Raw genomic sequence first — 16,179 nt, 5'->3', positions numbered from 1 at the left:
ATTGACCTTGTGAGTCAAGCGGCGACTAAAGTGGCGCGATCACACCATCAGGGTCAGCAGCGGCGCAGCAAACAGGTTCAGCAACCCGGTCAGGACCATCACCAGGCCCGCCACAGAGCCTTCTTCCCTGCCGACTTCCTGGGCGCGACTGACCCCGGCACCATGGGCCCCGACTCCGAACAGCGCACCACGGGCCAGTGGTGTACGAAGCGGCAGGAACCTGAGCAGCACCCCACCGAACATGGCTCCCAGCACCCCGGTAAACATCACGAAAACTGCCGTCAGCTCCGGCACGCCACCGAGGTCGTGCGCCAGCGGCATGGCAAAGGGCGTGGTGATCGAGCGCGGCAGCAACGACAGGCTCACTGCACTGTCCAGCGACAACAGGTGCGCCAGGCCCCAGGAACTGCTGATCGACGCCACACTGCCCACCACCATGCCCAGGGTCAAAGCCGGCCAGTGGCGGGCCAGCAACGCCCGTTGTTGCCAGATCGGAATGGCAAAGGCCACCGTTACCGGCCCCAATACCGACATCAGCCAGTGGGTGTCGCGCGAATACTCGGCGTAAGCAGTGTTCAGTGGCACGGCAATCGCCAGCAGCAATACCGGTACCAGAATCAACGGCGACAGCACATATCGCCCGGTACGCCGGTACAACCAGCGGCTGCCCAGGTAGGCCAGCAGGGTCAAGGCCAGCCAGAACAACGGCATCGGTTCAAACGTCATGACGCATCCTCCAGCGGCACACCCACTCCACGGTCACCGCCGTCATCACCATGACCATCAAGGTGCTGACGCCGATTACCAGCAGGATCCGCCACCCTTCATCACGCAACAGGCTGCCGTAATCGAGCAGGCTCATCAGTGCGGGGATGAAGAACAAGAGCATTTCGGCCATCAGCAGGCCTGCACCCAATTGCAACGTGGCCGGCTTCAGCCAGCCCAGGGCAAACAGGATCAACAACAGTGCCAGGCCCATGACGCCGCCGGGAATCGGCCAGCCCAGCCAGGCCGCCAACTGGCCGCCGAAAGCATAGAGGGCAAGAAATACTGCCAGCTCGGCGAGCAGGCGCAAGAAACGTTTGGTAGATGCGGTAGTCATCGTGGGGAACCTCTTCAAGGCACTATTTTAAAGGGCCATCCCCCAAGCGAAAAACGAATTGTTAGACTGACTTCCATTCCACAATGGAATTGAGTCCATGGAATTCAAACAACTGCGCAGCTTTATCGAAGTCATCCACCGCGGGGGCTTTACCCAGGCCTCCCACAGCCTGAACATCAGCCAGTCGGCGGTCAGCAAGCAAGTGGCGCAACTGGAGCAAGACCTGGGCGTCGCCCTGCTCGAGCGCCAGGGCTCACACCTGCACCTGACCGCCGCTGGCAAGGTGGTGCTGGAGCGCGGCGAAGCGATGCTGCGCCTGCGTCAGGAGTTGCAGAATGAACTCGACGACCTCAGCCAGCTGGCCCGCGGCGAACTGCGCCTGGGGCTGCCGCTGCTGGGCAGCGATGCCCTGTTTGCCCGCCTGTTTGCCGAGTACCGCCGGCGTTACCCGAACATCACCGTTTACCTGCTCGAAGGCGGCAGCCGCAATGTTGAACAAGCCGTACTCAGCGGCGAGCTGGAACTGGGTGGCAGCCTAACGCCGAGCGACCCGGCGTTCGCCTTTCAGCCGTTCTGCAATGAACCGCTCGACGCCTTGCTACCTGCGGACCATCCCTTGGCCACCGCCGAGCACGTGCACCTGGCACAACTGGCCGACACACCGTTTCTGCTGTACCAACGCAGCTTCGTGCTCAACGACCGCTTGCTCAGTGCTTGCCAGCAGGTGGGGTTCACGCCCAAGGAAGGCGGACGCAGCGGCCAGGCCGACTTTCTCGCCGCCTTGGTGGCCGCAGGCCAAGGCGTGGTGCTGCTGCCCAGCGTGGTGGCCAGGGGGCTGGAACGTCCCGGCGTGGTTCGGCTGCCCTTGAGCGAGCCTACCGACCTGCGCTGGGACATCGCCTTCATCTGGCGCCAGGGCGCCTACCTGTCACACGCCGCCCAGGCCTGGTTGCAGCTGCTGCGTGAGCAACAGCTGCCGACGTGATCAGCCGCGCAGGGTGTTGATCAGTTCAGCCAGCCACGGCTCGGCGTCGGTTTCAGGGGTCACGGTTTCACTGGCGTCCAGACGCAGCATGGGCTGCACCTCATTGATGCCCAGTTCGGCGAACAGTTCGCGCAGCTGCTCGCCGCCACCACAGAAGGTATCGCCGTAGCTGGAGTCACCCAGGGCGATGACCGCACCGGGCAAACCGCGCCAGGCCGCCGGCAACACATCGCGGATTTCACTGAACAACGGCATCAGGTTGTCGGGCAACTCGCCCATGCCGGTCGTCGAGGTCACTGCCAGAAACGCCTCCGGGGCAAAGCCCTGAAGATCCTGCAAAGTGGCTCGGGCAGCGTGCCAGGCCTCGAATCCTGCAGCTTTGAGCAGCGATTCGGCATGCCGTGCGACTTCTTCGGCCGTACCGTAGACCGAACCGGAAAGGATGGCGACTTTCATAGAGGGTTCCGAAACTGAGTAAAAACGTAGGATACTAACATTGGGCAGTGGCAAAAGGCCTCAATCGCCGAATCAGCACAGCGGTGCAATCCACTGGAATCAGCCACCCGCCCTCTCCAAGACCTTGCGGACGTTATTGATGATCAACGCCAAACTGCTACAACGCATGATTGATGCCTCCAATGACGGCATCGTGGTCGCTGAACAGGAAGGCGATGATGACACCATCCTGATTTATGTGAACCCGGCGTTTGAGCGCCTGACCGGCTACGGAGCCAACGATATCCTCTACCGCGATTGCCGTTTTCTGCAAAACGATGACCGTGAGCAGGCCTCTCGCGCACTGATTCGCGAGGCGATCAAAAGCGGCCAGCCGTGCCGGGAAATCCTGCGCAACTACCGCAAGGACGGCAGTGCATTCTGGAACGAGCTGTCGATTACCCCTGTGTATATCGAAGCCGATCAGCGCAAATACTTCATCGGCATCCAGAAAGATGTCAGCCGTCAGGTCGAGGCGGAGCAGCGGGTAATCGAGCTCGAGCGCGAACTGGCTCAGGCGCGGGCACGCATTGCTGAACTGGAAAGCGACGAACGGTAAAAACAAAACTGCCGCTCAGTTGTCCATCACGGTGAAGAAATGCGCTCACGTCCGCCACTTTCGAGTTCGACCATGCAAGCAAATGCCCTCCTGACTCAGGATGAGCTGGATTTCATCCGGACCATGCAGCACGCGTCCCTGCCTTCCCCGGCGGAATCGGTGTCGCGCCTGATGGTCTCTGGCGGCAGTGACATCAAAAATCTGCTGACCCGGCTGATCGCCGATGAGCAGGTCACTTTGCAGGCGCAGTTCGACAACCACCAGATGACCTTTCCGCTGCACCTGGTCGAAGACGAGTTCCACGCCCTGCAACTGCAGCTGGGCGCGCCGCGCATCTATGAAGAAGGCCCGATGGTGCGCCCATGGCGACTGACCCTTGAGTCGCCGCTGGCGCTGGAAGACGACCTGGGTTTGAGTACCGGCCTGTGGGTACGGGAAATTTCGTTCAAAGGGGTGCTGGTAGACGTTCGTGACCAGCCCGAGCCGCCTGAAACCTTCGACCTCTGGTTCAGCCCAGACAACTGCGCCCCTATTGCTTTGCATGGCATCCTGCAGCGGCGCACCGGGCAAAACCTTGCGGCCTACAACCTCTGCGAAAGCCAGCAGAGCGAGATCGAACGGCTACGCGAGTACATCCTTCAGGCCCACCGCCAGGCCCATCCGGAGCTGCACCCCTAACTGTCCAGGTGACCGGCCAGGTATTGCTGCAAGCGGCGGCGCATCAGCCGGCCTTCACTGCCCAGACACGCCACTTGCGAACCGATCAAGCTGTCCTGGGCCATGTCCGCCGCCTCGCCAGCCAGCAACAGCGGGCACTCCAGCGTAAGGGCCAGATGCGCTAGGCGCTTGGGCAAGTCGTGCGCTGGCGGGTGATTCGAGAACAGCACCAGGGCATGCGGCATCATGCGCTCACATACCAGATGCAGCTCTTCGACCGGCTGCCCCAGCCCCAGCACGGTCACGGCGATGTCACTGCTGCTCAGTAACAACGCTGCCACCAGCAACTCCAGTTCCCGGCAATGCCCGGGAATGGCGGCCAACACTACTCTGGCTTCCTGTTGATCACCCGACAGCTGCAGGCGCTGCAATACCCGTCCGCGCAGACAACCGTCGAGGAACAGCCATTCGCTGAGGTGGCCGAACGCCTCCTGGGTGCTGCGCAACTCTTGCCAGACCGGCAACAGGATTTCCTGGAACGTGACCACCAGCGGATAACTGCTGAACACCTGGCCATACACCTGCTCCAGCCGGCGCTCATCAAACGCCCGAACGGCTTGACGCAGCTGCAACTGCCATTGTTTGAAATCGTCCTGGGAAGCCTGGCTGCGCGGCGCCTCAGCCTGAGGCTTGAGAGTCTGGTTGCGGGCGAGAATCTTGCCGACCTTGCTCACCGCCACCCCACGCTCGATCCAGCCGAGGATGTTGCGCACCTCGTCGATGTCGGCCTGGGAATACAGGCGATGCCCACTTTCGGTGCGCGTCGGCTGAATCAGCCCGTATCGGCGCTCCCATGCACGCAGAGTGACCGGGTTGATGCCGGTCAGGCGCGACACTTCACGGATCGGAAACAGCTCCTCCTGATCGAGATTACCGGGACTCAACGAAGACTGGGCAGGTTCAAGCATTGCCGGGAAACCACGATTCTAGGGCCAAGGCGCATTCTACTCCGGGCACTACGGGGCGACCATTGGCAATTCTGTGAGGCAGCACACGATCAGCACTGACGAGTCAGGTTATTTGAGGAATAATCCGTGCCCGCTTTTTGCATGCAAGCAGATGCCGTCCACCACCCCGGACGCATTTCATGGGCAGGCCACCCGCCACGCCCAGTTGCCAGGAGATACACAATGTCTACCCCACCCGTAACCTTGATGGTGACGCGCCGCGTCGCCGAAGGCCGCTATCAGGACCTGATGAGCTGGCTGCACGAAGGCGAACAGCTGGCCACCGACTTTACCGGTTACCTGGGCTCCGGCGTGCTCGCGCCGCCTCCGCAGGGGGACGAGTTCCAGATTATCTTCCGCTTCACCAACGAGCAGACCATGCAGGCCTGGGAGCACTCGGCCTCGCGCAAGGCCTGGCTGGACCGCGGCAACGGCCTGTTCGAGCAACCCCTGGAGTTGCGCGCCAGTGGCCTGGACGGCTGGTTTGGCACCAATCCGGTGCAACGTCCACCACGCTGGAAACAAGCAGTAGCAATCTGGCTCGCGTTCTTTCCCGTTTCGCTGTTGTTCAACCTGCTGTTCGGCCACTGGCTCAGTGCCCTGGACCTGGTGCCGCGGATACTGCTGAGCACCTTGGGCCTGACGCCCTTGATGGTGTATTTCTTCATCCCGTTGTCGACCCGCGTACTGGCCAACTGGCTCAATGCGCCGACACGTCGCGCCAGCCCGCAGGGTGCGCGCAACCCCGCTTAGTTCGGGTATGCTGGGGGCTATCCAAGCGAACCTGCAAAAGTTGACCGCCCCCACCATGAACAGCCCAATTCTTGTCACCGGAGCCAGCCAGCGAGTCGGCCTGGCGTTGGCCCTGAACCTGGCGCAGGCCGGCCATACCGTGGTCAGCGCCAGCCGCAGTAAAAGCCCCAAGGCTGAGCACCCGAACATCATCCAGTTTCAGGCCGACCTGTGCCTGGAGCAGGACCGTCTGGCCCTGATCGACCACCTGCAGCGCAACTACGATGGCCTGCGCGCGATCATCCACAACGCATCGCTGTGGCTCGACGATGACCTGGCCAACCTCAACACCATGTTCAAGCTGCATGTCGAAGCGCCCTATCACCTGAACCTGGCGCTCGGCGAGCAACTGCTGAAGATGAACAAGGCCGACATCATCCACATCTGCGACGAAACCTCCTCGCGTGGCAGCAAGAGCCATATCGGCTATGCCGCCACCAAGGCGGCGTTACAGAACATGGTGCTGTCGTTTGCTGAAAAGTACGCGCCGGTGGTCAGGGTCAACGCGATTCTGCCGGGGTTGCTGATCCTCAAGGAAAACAGCGACGACGCCTATCGCCAGCAAACCCTGAAAAAAGCCCTGCTGGAATTCGAGCCTGGTGCCCAGCCGCTGATCGAAGCGGTGCAGTTTCTGCTCGAGAGCCAGTACAGCACCGGCAGCAACGTGGTCATCAACGGTGGACGTCACCTGAAGAACCGCATTGCCGTCGATTGAATTGCCCTTGTCACGAGAACGACCATGAACGACCAACAGAAACTCGAGCTCGAAGCCGCGGCCTTCCGTCGGCTGGTAGCCCACCTGGACAGCCGCAAGGATGTGCAGAACATCGACCTGATGAACCTCTCCGGCTTCTGCCGCAACTGCCTGTCGAAGTGGTACAAGGCCGCCGCCGACGAGCGCCAGATCGAGCTGAGCATGGATGAGGCCCGCGAAGTCGTATACGGCATGCCCTATGCCGAATGGAAATCCCAATACCAGAAAGAAGCCAGCGCCGAACAACAGGCGGCGTTCGCCAAAGGAAAGCCCAATGACTGATCTGAACACCCTGCGCACCAGCCTGACGTCCGGTGAACATCAATTCGCCGACACCCTGAGCTTTATCGCAGCCCATTACGACTACCAGCCACAGGCCTTCACCAACGGCGGTGTGGAAAACGCTGCCGGGCAGAACGAAGGTTCGTGCAAGACCCTGGGTCTGGCCCTGCTCGAAGGCTTGAGCGACCAGGAAGCCCTGCTGGCGTTCGGCGAGCACTATCGCTCGGTACTGGCGACCCCTGAAGGCACCGATCACGGCAACATCCGCGCCCTGATCCGGCACGGCCTGGCCGGGGTAACCTTCAGCGCGCAGCCGCTCAAGGCACGTTAAGCGCCAGCACCCGTCCTGGGGTGTTGTCGGCCAGTTGCCCCTGCTGCAGCCAATGCAGGGCAATTGGCCAGAGCCGCTTCTGAAAGCGGTTGTGGAAGAATGCGAAATGACCGATCTGGGCCACCTCGATGTCAGCCGGTGCAATGCGCAAATGGCTGCGTGAACTGCCTTCGAAGTAACCCAACAAGCGCTCGATCGCCGCCACCGTACCAAATGGGTCGTCGGTCAGGCTGATCGCCAGGGTTTGCGCCCTGACCTTGGCAAAGGGCAGATTACCCAGCGCCTTGCCACTGGGGCGCAACTCATAGGCCGCGGTGCGTGTGCTCCAGTCGTTGACCACACCGGCCGGTGTATCTTCAAGCCAGCCCAGCCGCTTCCCCGGGAAATAGCCAAACACCCGCGTCAGCAACGGCATCAGCACATGCCATTTGCCGAACAGCTGCCAGCGGCTGTCGGCGGCATAGTCACGCCAGTAGGCAAACTGCGCACCGACCGTCACCAGCCTGCGCACCTGGGATGACGATGCGGCCAGCCCCGCAGCGCACCCGCCAAAGCTGTGGCCGACGACATCAATGGGCTGCCCGGGGAACTCGCGCGCGGCGCGTTGCAACATGGCCTCGAAATCCAGCGTTCCCCAGTCGGTCCAGGACGCCTGGAAATGGCGCATGACCTGCGGCCGCGACTCGCCGATACCGCGATAGTCATAGGTCATGACATCGAAGCCGTGGTTGAACAGGTATTGGGCAAAGCGGGCGTAATAACTGCAGCGCACCGACGTCGCCGCGTTGATGATTACCACGGCACGGGTGCTGTCTGGCACCGCGTGGCGCCAGCAAAAGCCGCCGAGGGGATAACCATCGCCTGCACATTCAACAAACGCCTGGGCGGTGTTACTGACGGCGGGCAGAGGGGGAAATGTTTCGAGGCTGCTCATGGGGAAACCTCAAACAGTCGCCGCCCCGGTGCGAACACAGGGGCGGCGACAAGTGGGTTACGACTGCAGCTGGATGCAGTCGAACTCGACGTTGGTGGCGACATCCGCGTCGTAGTCGACGTCCGAACGCTCGAAACCGAACAGGTTGAGGAACTGCTTCTTGTAACCGGCGTAGTCGGTCAGCTCGAACAGGTTCTCGGTGGTCACTTGCGGCCACATGGCCTTGCAGGCGTCCTGCACGTCGTCGCGCAGTTCCCAGTCGTCCAGGCGCAGGCGGCCCTTCTCGTCGAGTTCCGCCGGGGCGCCGTCGGCACGGTACATGCGGTCACGGAACATACGGTCCAGCTGATCCTGGGTACCTTCGTGAACGCCCTTCTCCTGCATGATCTTGAAGACCATCGAGAGGTACAGCGGCATGACCGGAATGGCCGAGCTGGCCTGGGTTACGACCGACTTGAGCACGGCCACGTTGGCGCTACCGCCGACTTTTTTGCCCAGACGCATGGCGGTTTCGTCGAGGTCCTGCTTGGCCTTGCCAAGCGCACCGTGCCAGTAGATCGGCCAGGTGATCTCGGTACCGATGTAGCTGAAGGCCACGGTGCGGGCTTGCGGCGCGAGAACGCCAGCAGCGTTCAGGGCATCAATCCACAGTTCCCAGTCCTGGCCACCCATGACGGTCACGGTGTCGGCAATTTCCTGCTCGGTGGCCGGCTCGATCGACGCCTCGATGATGGTGTCTTTGTTGGTGTCGATGGCAGTCGACTTGTACGGCTGGCCGATAGGCTTGAGCGCCGAACGTACCAGTTCGCCGGTCTGTGGCAGCTTGCGCACAGGCGATGCCAGCGAGTAGATCACCAGGTCGACCTGGCCACCCATTTCGTTCTTGATCAGCTCGATCACCTTGGCCCGCGCTTCGTCGGAAAAGGCGTCGCCGTTGATCGACTTGCTGTACAGGCCTTCAGCCTTGGCGAACTTGTCGAACGCGGCGGCGTTGTACCAGCCGGCGGTACCCGGCTTGGTATCAGTGCCCGGCTTTTCGAAGAACACACCCAGGGTGTCGGCGCCGAAACCGAACGCAGCGGTAATGCGCGCTGCCAGGCCGTAGCCGCTGGATGCACCAATCACCAGCACCTTTTTCGGACCATCCTCGCGCACGCCCAGCTTGCGGGTGGCTTCGATCTGATCACGTACGTTCAGTTCGCAACCCTTTGGATGGGTAGTGGTGCAGATAAAACCGCGAACTTTAGGATGGATGATGGCCAATGTCTGTACCTCGTCAGTGAATTTGCTGAGGGAGCCGAATCGCGGGGGACTCGAGGTTCCGTTGCTGTGAGGGTGAGACTACACCCGCAGCGTTGCCGACACATCCGGCTCCCTGGAATCCTTCAGGGCGCTACTTTGTCACAGCGGGGAAAAGATCAGCAACCGCTGATCTCAGACCCTGAAGGCACCGATCAGGCGCTTCAACTCCATCACCTGGGCATTCAATTGACGGCTGGCATCCTCGGTCTGGTGGGCACCCTGGGTGGTGTGCTCGGCAGCCCGGTTGATCTCGACAATGTTCTGGTCAATATCCTGTGCCACGGCGGTTTGCTGCTCTACTGCGGCCGCAATCTGCTGGTTCTGGTCAACGATGCTGCCAACCGCGCCAAGGATATTCTCCAGCGCCTGCTGGACCTGCTGCGACTGCCCGACCGTTCCGGAGGCCACCTGATGGCTGGCATCCATGGCCTTGACTGCGGCGCCAACTCCGCCCTGCAGGCGCGAGATCATCTGCTCGATTTCTTCGGTTGATTGCTGGGTGCGCTTGGCCAGGGTGCGCACTTCATCGGCAACCACAGCAAAGCCACGGCCCTGCTCTCCGGCTCGCGCCGCCTCGATCGCCGCGTTAAGTGCCAGCAGGTTGGTCTGCTCGGCGATGCTCTTGATCACCTCCAGCACCCGGCTGATCGCCTGGCTGTCGCTGGCCAGCTGATTGATAACCAGCACGGATTGATCGATTTCACCGGCCAGTCGCACGATATTGCCTTGCTGCGACTCAACCAGGCCACGACCGCTGACCGTCTCCTGGTTGACGCTGTGGGCACTGTTGACGGCTGCGGCGGCGCTGCGCGCCACTTCCTGGGCGGTGGCCGACATCTGGTTCATGGCCGTGGCGACCTGTTCGATCTGCCCGCGCTGGCCACTGACCGCCTGGTTGCTACGCGCCGATACCGCGTGCACCTGTTCGGCCTGGCGCTCGACCTCGACCACCGTGTGGCCGACCTGCTCGATCAGGTCGTGAATACGCTGCACGGTGCCATTGAAGACCTGGCCAAGCTCGCCCAGTTCGTCGCGGCTGCTGGCCCTGAAGTTCACGGTCATGTCGCCGGCGGCCACTTTGTCCATCACCGCCCCCAGGGATTTCAAGGTATGCCGGGTCGAGGCATAGAAGCCGCCGTAGAGGTACACGATCAGGAAAAATACACCGGCCAGGGCAGACACGAGAAACACCATGTGCAGGCGGTGCTCCCCCAGACGCTGCTGCAGCTGGCTGTCGATAAATTCGCTGGTGGCGGTGTTCAACGCGTAGGTCTGCGCCATCAATGCACTGACTTGCTGGTAGAAGCCCAGCCAAGGCGTATCGAGGGTTTCGGCCATCACCACCTGTTCTTCAAACAGTTCGCCGGCCTGTTTCAACGAACCCTGACTGCTGGCGGCCAGGCTACCCAGGTGGACCCTGACCCCGGGATCGGTGGCCAAGGCATCCTCAAGGCGCAGTGCATAGTCGGCGGCAAGTTTGTCGAGCCGCTGCAGCAAGTCTTCAAAGCGGCTGCTGGAGGAGGAATTGAGAAACCCTTGCCCCAACGAGTAAGCGCCCATGGCCCGACCTTCGCCGAGCGTCTGGGTGACTTCCGGGGTGACGGTGGTCATCAGCTCGGTCAGCTGGCGGATCGCCGAATCACTGTCCTGGTTCAGCCCTGCCTGGCTGGCGACGACCTTGCTCAGCACCTGCGATTGCGCGACCAGCTTGTCGAGCAGTGCGGCCTTGCTCAGCAGCGAGGTTTCCTTGCGGGCCGTGTCCAGCTGAGCCAGCATTTCATCGCGCTTGGCTTGAAAGGCTTGCGCCTGAGCTTCATCCGCGTTTACCGCATTGAGCCCGGACAGCTGGCGCTGTACTTGCTGCTCAAGGCCGGAAATCTGCTTTTCGACATCCCCGGCCTTGCCCGACTGGCCCAGTACCGCATTGATCTGCACCAGGTTGCTCAGGGCCTCTACGTCACCGCGCAGGGCCAGGCTGCTGCGCAACAGCTCAAGGCTCTGCAGTTCGACCTGGGTGGCATGGAACTGCGCATAGGAGTCGCGGACCAGGTAGTAATTGGTCACCAGCATGGGCAGGAAAAACATGATACTGATCAGGCTGAACTTCATCCCGAAGCTCAAGCGGTTCATCAGCGCGATGGCCGGATACAACAGGCTCTTCACTGGCGGTCCCTCCGATTTTTATTGTTTTTTTGCGCGCAATGGCACTAGGCCACTGATGGTACTACCAGCACCTGTATAACGCATATCGGAACGGGGTTTTGTAACTTAAGGTTAATCGATGCCGGGGCGGACCAACGGTCGCCCCTCACAACGCTTCAGCCAAGTACGGTCCACAAGGCAAAACAGGCATACCAGAGCACCGCGGAGCGCAACAGCAGCTCCCACAGCAAATCAAGGCCAACCAGTCCCTCAGGGCCTGCGGGCGCGGCGGCCGGCATATCCGTAGCCACGTGTCCGACTGTCGCGATCAGTCGGGAAGCCGGAATATTCCAGTTAAGCAGCTCATGCAGCATCACCCGGCTGACCGCGACAAAATTACCCACCAAGGCAAAACTTACCCCCAGAATCCGCACCGGTGCCCAGTCAAAGGCGTGGCGCAGTTGCTCGGCACGTTCGCGCAAGGCCGGGAACTGGGCACGTTCGGCTACCAGCGCAAGCAGCCGGTAAGCCAGTGCCGCTGCAGGCCCCAGCAGCACATACCAGAAAATCACAGCGAAGAAACTCTGGTACGCCTCCCACAGCAAGTGCCCCTCAACCCGCTCGAGCAAGGACGAAGCGTCATCCGCTGTAACGGCGAGATCGCGTTCGGCGACATGCACCGCCGCCTGTTCATCACCGCGGCGCCAGGCATCGCGAAACGGCCCCAGCGACCCTTTGACGTCGCCCCGGCCCAGGCTGTAGATCAGCACCAGCAAATGCACCGGCAGTGCCAACAGGCCATAGGCGACCGGTGCCAGCACATGCACCAGCAAAGCCACCAAGGCTACCGGCAACAGCACCAGGATCGTCAGCACCCACCACGGGTGCGTCTTGCCGCTGCGCTCCAGCCGCGCCAGCTCGGCATGGAAAAAGCCATCGCGCTGCAGTCGCTGTCGAAGGGCCGAGAACTTCTCGACCCACAGCACCAGTAACAACACCAGAAAACTCATGATCTGTCCTCGCTGTCCTGCAAAGCCGCACGGTAACGCGACCAGTCGAAGGCCGGCCCGGGATCGGTTTTGCGCCCCGGGGCGATGTCGCTGTGGCCCTGGATTCGCTGTGCATCAATCGCCGGCCAGGCCGCCTGAATCTGCCGGGTCAGAGCCTGCAGCGCCTGATATTGGGCGTCGGTAAAGGGCAATTCATCGGTACCTTCCAGCTCGATGCCGATGGAAAAGTCGTTACAGGCCTCACGTCCGCCAAAGCTGGAGACACCGGCATGCCAGGCGCGGTCCAGGCAGGACACAAACTGGGTGACCTTGCCATCGCGTTCGATCAGAAAGTGCGCAGACACGCGCAGGTGCTTGATACCGTCAAAGTAGGGGTGTTCATCAGGGTCCAGCCGGTTCTGGAAGAACTCCTGAACCTTGCCGGTGGCGAATTGCGCGGGCGGCAAGCTGATGTTGTGGATCACCAGCAGGGAAATGACCTCGCCTTCGGCGCGGGCATTGAAATTCGGTGAAGGGCAATGGGTGATACCGGCGAACCAGCCTGTGGTGCGGTCCAGTTGCATAGAAAATCCTGTAACACGAGAGCACGCCCCCAGTATGCCCCGTGGCGTCAGCAGATGCATCGTTAAAACGCGTGCGGTCCTAGCGCAACTGATGCTGGCGCAGCTGAACGACGACCGAATCCAGCGCCCGGTCGAACAGCAGTGCATCATCAAGCTGACGCACCTCACCGCGACGCAAGGCAACCGCCAGGGCCATGCGCGAGTACTCGCGAACCTTGAGGCCGGTGCGATTGACGAAAATGAACGAGTCGGTGCTGTCGATCTGCGCGATCAGTTTGCAGCGCTGCGCCTCGCCGTCGTCCATCCATTCGATCCAGTGGCCGATGCGCAGCCGTTGCACCTGCTGCAGCGCCGGGTCGTCTTCGGCCAGCCGCGGGGTACTGTGCTCAGGCGTATCCTGTTCCGGGCCGGTCAGCACGATTTCATCGAGTACCAGCACGCGCTCGGCCGCATCGCCATCGAAACGGTTATCGAACGCCTGTACATGCAAGGCCTCAAGCTCTGCAAAGAACTCGCCGGTGGCGAAGGGATCGAACGCGGCACTGGCCAGCCCCTCCCGCAGCACCTTGAGCAACCCCGGGCCCACCGCCAGCAAACGCTGCTGCGCCTGCGGCTCGCTGTGGTGCTCAACGCTCCAGAGCAGTTCATCCATGGCGCCCAGCGCATCAAGCCACTGCACAGAAGTGTCGCCATGCTTGAGGCAGGCCAGCAACAGCACCTGGCTCCAGGCCTCTTCAAGCATCCGCACGACGAAGCGCGGCAAGGATTTTCCCAGTACCCGGCGGTTGAGTTCCTGCTGCACGCGCTGACGCGCCAGCAGGGTACGGGCGCGGCCTTCTTCGGCATCACGGGTACGCTGCTCGAGCAGCTCGCTGCGGCGTCGCTCATCACTGCTAAAGGCCAGAAAGTCCGCCAGCAACTCGGAAAAAATCGTCGGGTCATCATCAAAGTCGTTGAGCAGGCGCTGGACGATTTTCTCCACCCGCAGGTAAAGGGCATCGCGCTGATAATCCTCACGGCTGCCCCAGCCCATGGCCGCACTGGCAATTTCATTGAGCAGGCGCCGGGCAGGATGGCCGCTGCGGCTGAAGAAGCGTTTGTCCAGTACCGCAACTTTGAGCATCGGGATCTGCAGGCGCCCGATCAAGCTGCGCAAGGATAGCGGGAGGTTGCGATCGGCGAGGATGAACTCGAAGAGCATGGCGATCAGGTTGATCACATCTTCATCTACCACCTCGACCTTGCGGTAGGTGCCGCTTTTCATACTGACCCGCGTTAGCAGCTGTTCAAGTTGCTGGTGCAGGTCAAACCCGTCGGGGTCGGCGGTGGCCGGTACATAGTGCTGCAAATGCGACAGCAGGCGCAGCAGGTCGCGGGTGCTGATCGGCTGCATCGGCGCGCTGGCCTCCATGCGCGGCGCAACACGCCCGCGCACCCTCGAAAGCAGGCTTTGCAAGGCATCGAATACCGCCTGCTCGTTGGCATCCAGCTCGGCATCCTGCTCGCCCTGCACCTTCGGGTGCGGGCTGGACGCCGGATGGGGCGCCATACGGCGGCGAGGAACAGCCTTGAGTTCGGGGAGCACACCGGTCGCGACCAGCAACTGATTGGCCTCGCCATACAGCTGATCGGCATCCTGCAGTACATAGCGCTCGAACAACTGCAGAATGATCAACTTGACCTTCAGCCCCACCCCCAGATTGCGCCCGGCCTGCAGGAAGTACTCGCAGAGCATCGCCGGCCCCAACGGGTTGCGCTGATCGTCCAGGCCCTGGCCGGTCAGGGCGCACATGCGCAGGGTCAACTGGTTGAGGGCAATGCCATCGCGGGCCAGGGCTCGCTCGACCATGGCCTGCAGGGCCTGGCTACGCTCCTGGTCATCATCAGGCATGTGCGCCGCAACGTCGTCGCGCGCCAGCACGATGGGCGACAGCGCTGACTCGGCATGGCCAATCTGAACAAAGGCTGCATAAAAGCGGTCGAGGTAACCACGTTCGATGTTGGTGCGTTTGTGGCGCAGATCGCGCATGGCTTCGAACAGGTAATTCTGCACACTGTTGCTGACCGCCTTGTCAGCCATTTCGAACAGCGTATCGTCAGCGTTGTCGAACAACGCCTGCAATCCCTGACGCAATTGCAACGCCGCTTTGTCACGAACCTGCAGGAGCACCACGGGCAGACGAGCAAGAGGCGCAGTGAACGCCTGATCGGTGGCCGCCTTGATGGGCACCACCTTGCCGTCGTTGTGCATCCCGTACTCCTTGCAGGGTAAAGTTGAAATGAGGCGAAATATCGTCAATGACATGACGTCAAATACAAGTCGCATTATCTGGCAAAATCAAGACACTCGCCAGCACGGCCTGCCCTATAATCCCGCCACTTTGCTTGTGGAGCCTGCCATGCCGAATTTACGCCTCGCCGACCTGACCGCCGAAATCGAAGCCAACGTGCGCCGTGCGCTGAACGAAGACATCGGCAGCGGCGACATTACCGCCCAGTTGATCCCGGCCGAACGCCTGGCCAAAGCCACCATCATTACCCGTGAACACTGCGTGATTGCCGGTACCGCCTGGGTCGACGCGGTGTTTCGCAAGCTCGACCCGCGCGTAGCGGTGCATTGGCAGGTCAAGGACGGTGACCGGGCACAGCCCGACCAGCCGTTGTTCCACCTCGAAGGGCCGGCCCGCTCGCTGCTGACTGGTGAGCGCAGTGCGCTGAACTTCCTGCAGATGCTTTCGGGCGTGGCCACGCGTGCACAGTCGCTGGCCGACATGGTTGCCGACACCCAGGTCAAGCTGCTCGACACCCGCAAGACCCTGCCGGGCCTGCGCCTGGCGCAAAAGTATGCGGTGACCTGTGGCGGCTGCCACAACCACCGGATTGGCCTGTTCGATGCTTTCCTGATCAAGGAAAACCACATCGCTGCCAGCGGCGGCATTGCCGAAGCCATCAAGGCCGCCCACAAGATTGCCCCCGGCAAGCCGGTGGAGGTCGAAGTCGAAAGCCTCGACGAACTCAAGCAGGCCCTGGAGGCCGGCGCCGACATCGTCATGCTCGATGAACTGAGCCTGGACGACATGCGCGAAGCCGTGCGCCTGAACGCCGGCAAGGCCAAGCTCGAAGCCAGCGGCGGGGTCAACGAAAGCACCCTGCGGGTAATTGCCGAGACGGGCGTCGACTACATCTCGATCGGTGCCATGACCAAGGATGTCAAAGCCGTCGACCTGTCGATGCGACTGAGCCTCTGAAGGCATAAAAAAACCG

General features: G+C 61.7%; 18 protein-coding genes. 8 read left to right on the top strand and 10 right to left on the bottom strand.

The window, feature by feature from the left end; translation table 11 throughout:
- Positions 1-39: 39 nt before the first annotated feature.
- Together I5S59_RS05470 and I5S59_RS05465 are read right to left on the bottom strand one after the other, a co-directional pair.
- Entirely contained in the window at positions 40-726 is a 687-nt protein-coding gene (locus tag I5S59_RS05470) for an LrgB family protein (RefSeq protein ID WP_197875719.1), read from the bottom strand.
- The gene (locus I5S59_RS05465; RefSeq protein ID WP_197875718.1) at positions 716-1,102 is read right to left on the bottom strand and encodes a CidA/LrgA family protein; all 387 of its coding nucleotides are present in this window, start codon (positions 1,100-1,102) and stop codon (positions 716-718) included. Before I5S59_RS05465 ends, I5S59_RS05470 begins: the two co-directional genes overlap by 11 nt.
- 97 nt (positions 1,103-1,199) lie before the next feature.
- Here I5S59_RS05465 and I5S59_RS05460 point away from each other — a divergent pair, with 97 nt between their 5' ends.
- A complete protein-coding gene (locus tag I5S59_RS05460; RefSeq protein WP_197875717.1) occupies positions 1,200-2,087 on the top strand; it encodes a LysR family transcriptional regulator in 888 nt (295 codons plus the stop codon).
- On the opposite strand, the gene I5S59_RS05455 is transcribed toward I5S59_RS05460, so the two are convergent.
- On the bottom strand, positions 2,088-2,543 hold the full coding sequence (locus I5S59_RS05455) for a flavodoxin (protein ID WP_197875716.1): 456 nt from the start codon (positions 2,541-2,543) through the stop codon (positions 2,088-2,090). It lies immediately after the preceding gene.
- Positions 2,544-2,682: 139 nt separating this feature from the next.
- Between I5S59_RS05455 and I5S59_RS05450 the strand changes: the two genes are divergently transcribed.
- Together I5S59_RS05450 and I5S59_RS05445 are read left to right on the top strand one after the other, a co-directional pair.
- Positions 2,683-3,141: a PAS domain S-box protein gene (locus I5S59_RS05450; RefSeq protein ID WP_197875715.1), complete on the top strand. Its 459-nt coding sequence runs from the start codon at positions 2,683-2,685 to the stop codon at positions 3,139-3,141.
- A 72-nt stretch (positions 3,142-3,213) separates the two neighbouring features.
- Positions 3,214-3,819, top strand: a complete 606-nt coding sequence (locus I5S59_RS05445) for a hypothetical protein (RefSeq protein ID WP_197875714.1) — start codon at positions 3,214-3,216, stop codon at positions 3,817-3,819.
- Here I5S59_RS05445 and I5S59_RS05440 read toward each other — a convergent pair.
- Entirely contained in the window at positions 3,816-4,766 is a 951-nt protein-coding gene (locus tag I5S59_RS05440) for a MerR family transcriptional regulator (RefSeq protein ID WP_197875713.1), read from the bottom strand. The two genes, I5S59_RS05445 and I5S59_RS05440, sit on opposite strands and share 4 nt — an antisense overlap.
- Before the next feature lie 222 nt (positions 4,767-4,988).
- Between I5S59_RS05440 and I5S59_RS05435 the strand changes: the two genes are divergently transcribed.
- The 4 genes from I5S59_RS05435 to I5S59_RS05420 are packed head-to-tail and all read left to right on the top strand — an operon-like array spanning position 4,989 to position 6,964.
- Positions 4,989-5,558: an antibiotic biosynthesis monooxygenase gene (locus I5S59_RS05435; RefSeq protein WP_197875712.1), complete on the top strand. Its 570-nt coding sequence runs from the start codon at positions 4,989-4,991 to the stop codon at positions 5,556-5,558.
- A 7-nt stretch (positions 5,559-5,565) separates the two neighbouring features.
- Complete coding sequence (gene folM, locus I5S59_RS05430; protein WP_420066436.1) at positions 5,566-6,312, top strand: dihydromonapterin reductase; 747 nt, start codon at positions 5,566-5,568, stop codon at positions 6,310-6,312.
- Positions 6,313-6,336: 24 nt separating this feature from the next.
- Positions 6,337-6,633: a DUF1244 domain-containing protein gene (locus I5S59_RS05425; RefSeq protein ID WP_197875711.1), complete on the top strand. Its 297-nt coding sequence runs from the start codon at positions 6,337-6,339 to the stop codon at positions 6,631-6,633.
- Positions 6,626-6,964 carry a HopJ type III effector protein gene (locus I5S59_RS05420; RefSeq protein WP_197875710.1) on the top strand — a complete coding sequence of 113 codons (339 nt, stop codon included), beginning with the start codon at positions 6,626-6,628 and terminating at the stop codon, positions 6,962-6,964. Before I5S59_RS05425 ends, I5S59_RS05420 begins: the two co-directional genes overlap by 8 nt.
- On the opposite strand, the gene I5S59_RS05415 is transcribed toward I5S59_RS05420, so the two are convergent.
- The 6 genes from I5S59_RS05415 to I5S59_RS05390 all read right to left on the bottom strand — a co-directional run bounded on the left by I5S59_RS05415 (position 6,951) and on the right by I5S59_RS05390 (position 15,166).
- Positions 6,951-7,898 carry an alpha/beta fold hydrolase gene (locus I5S59_RS05415; protein ID WP_197875709.1) on the bottom strand — a complete coding sequence of 316 codons (948 nt, stop codon included), beginning with the start codon at positions 7,896-7,898 and terminating at the stop codon, positions 6,951-6,953. The genes I5S59_RS05420 and I5S59_RS05415 overlap by 14 nt on opposite strands.
- A 57-nt stretch (positions 7,899-7,955) precedes the next feature.
- Positions 7,956-9,161 (bottom strand): enoyl-ACP reductase FabV, encoded by a 1,206-nt coding sequence (gene fabV / locus I5S59_RS05410; RefSeq protein ID WP_197875708.1) that lies wholly within the window; start codon positions 9,159-9,161, stop codon positions 7,956-7,958.
- A 171-nt stretch (positions 9,162-9,332) separates the two neighbouring features.
- Entirely contained in the window at positions 9,333-10,037 is a 705-nt protein-coding gene (locus I5S59_RS26675; protein WP_420066440.1) for a methyl-accepting chemotaxis protein, read from the bottom strand.
- A gap of 1,481 nt (positions 10,038-11,518) precedes the next feature.
- Positions 11,519-12,352, bottom strand: a complete 834-nt coding sequence (gene ampE, locus I5S59_RS05400; protein ID WP_197875706.1) for a regulatory signaling modulator protein AmpE — start codon at positions 12,350-12,352, stop codon at positions 11,519-11,521.
- Positions 12,349-12,915, bottom strand: coding sequence for a 1,6-anhydro-N-acetylmuramyl-L-alanine amidase AmpD (gene ampD / locus I5S59_RS05395; protein WP_197875705.1), 567 nt, complete (start codon positions 12,913-12,915; stop codon positions 12,349-12,351). The genes ampE and ampD overlap by 4 nt, the downstream gene beginning before the upstream one ends.
- A gap of 79 nt (positions 12,916-12,994) precedes the next feature.
- Positions 12,995-15,166 (bottom strand): DUF1631 domain-containing protein, encoded by a 2,172-nt coding sequence (locus tag I5S59_RS05390; RefSeq protein WP_197875704.1) that lies wholly within the window; start codon positions 15,164-15,166, stop codon positions 12,995-12,997.
- A 148-nt stretch (positions 15,167-15,314) separates the two neighbouring features.
- Here I5S59_RS05390 and nadC point away from each other — a divergent pair, with 148 nt between their 5' ends.
- The gene (gene nadC / locus I5S59_RS05385) at positions 15,315-16,163 is read left to right on the top strand and encodes a carboxylating nicotinate-nucleotide diphosphorylase (protein WP_197875703.1); all 849 of its coding nucleotides are present in this window, start codon (positions 15,315-15,317) and stop codon (positions 16,161-16,163) included.
- Positions 16,164-16,179: the final 16 nt, after the last annotated feature.

It is taken from the genome of Pseudomonas alkylphenolica (assembly GCF_016009175.1).
Lineage (GTDB): Bacteria > Pseudomonadota > Gammaproteobacteria > Pseudomonadales > Pseudomonadaceae > Aquipseudomonas > Aquipseudomonas alkylphenolica_B.
The sequence above is the reverse complement of the archived record's forward strand: the minus strand, read 5'-3'. Positions and strand labels throughout refer to the sequence as shown.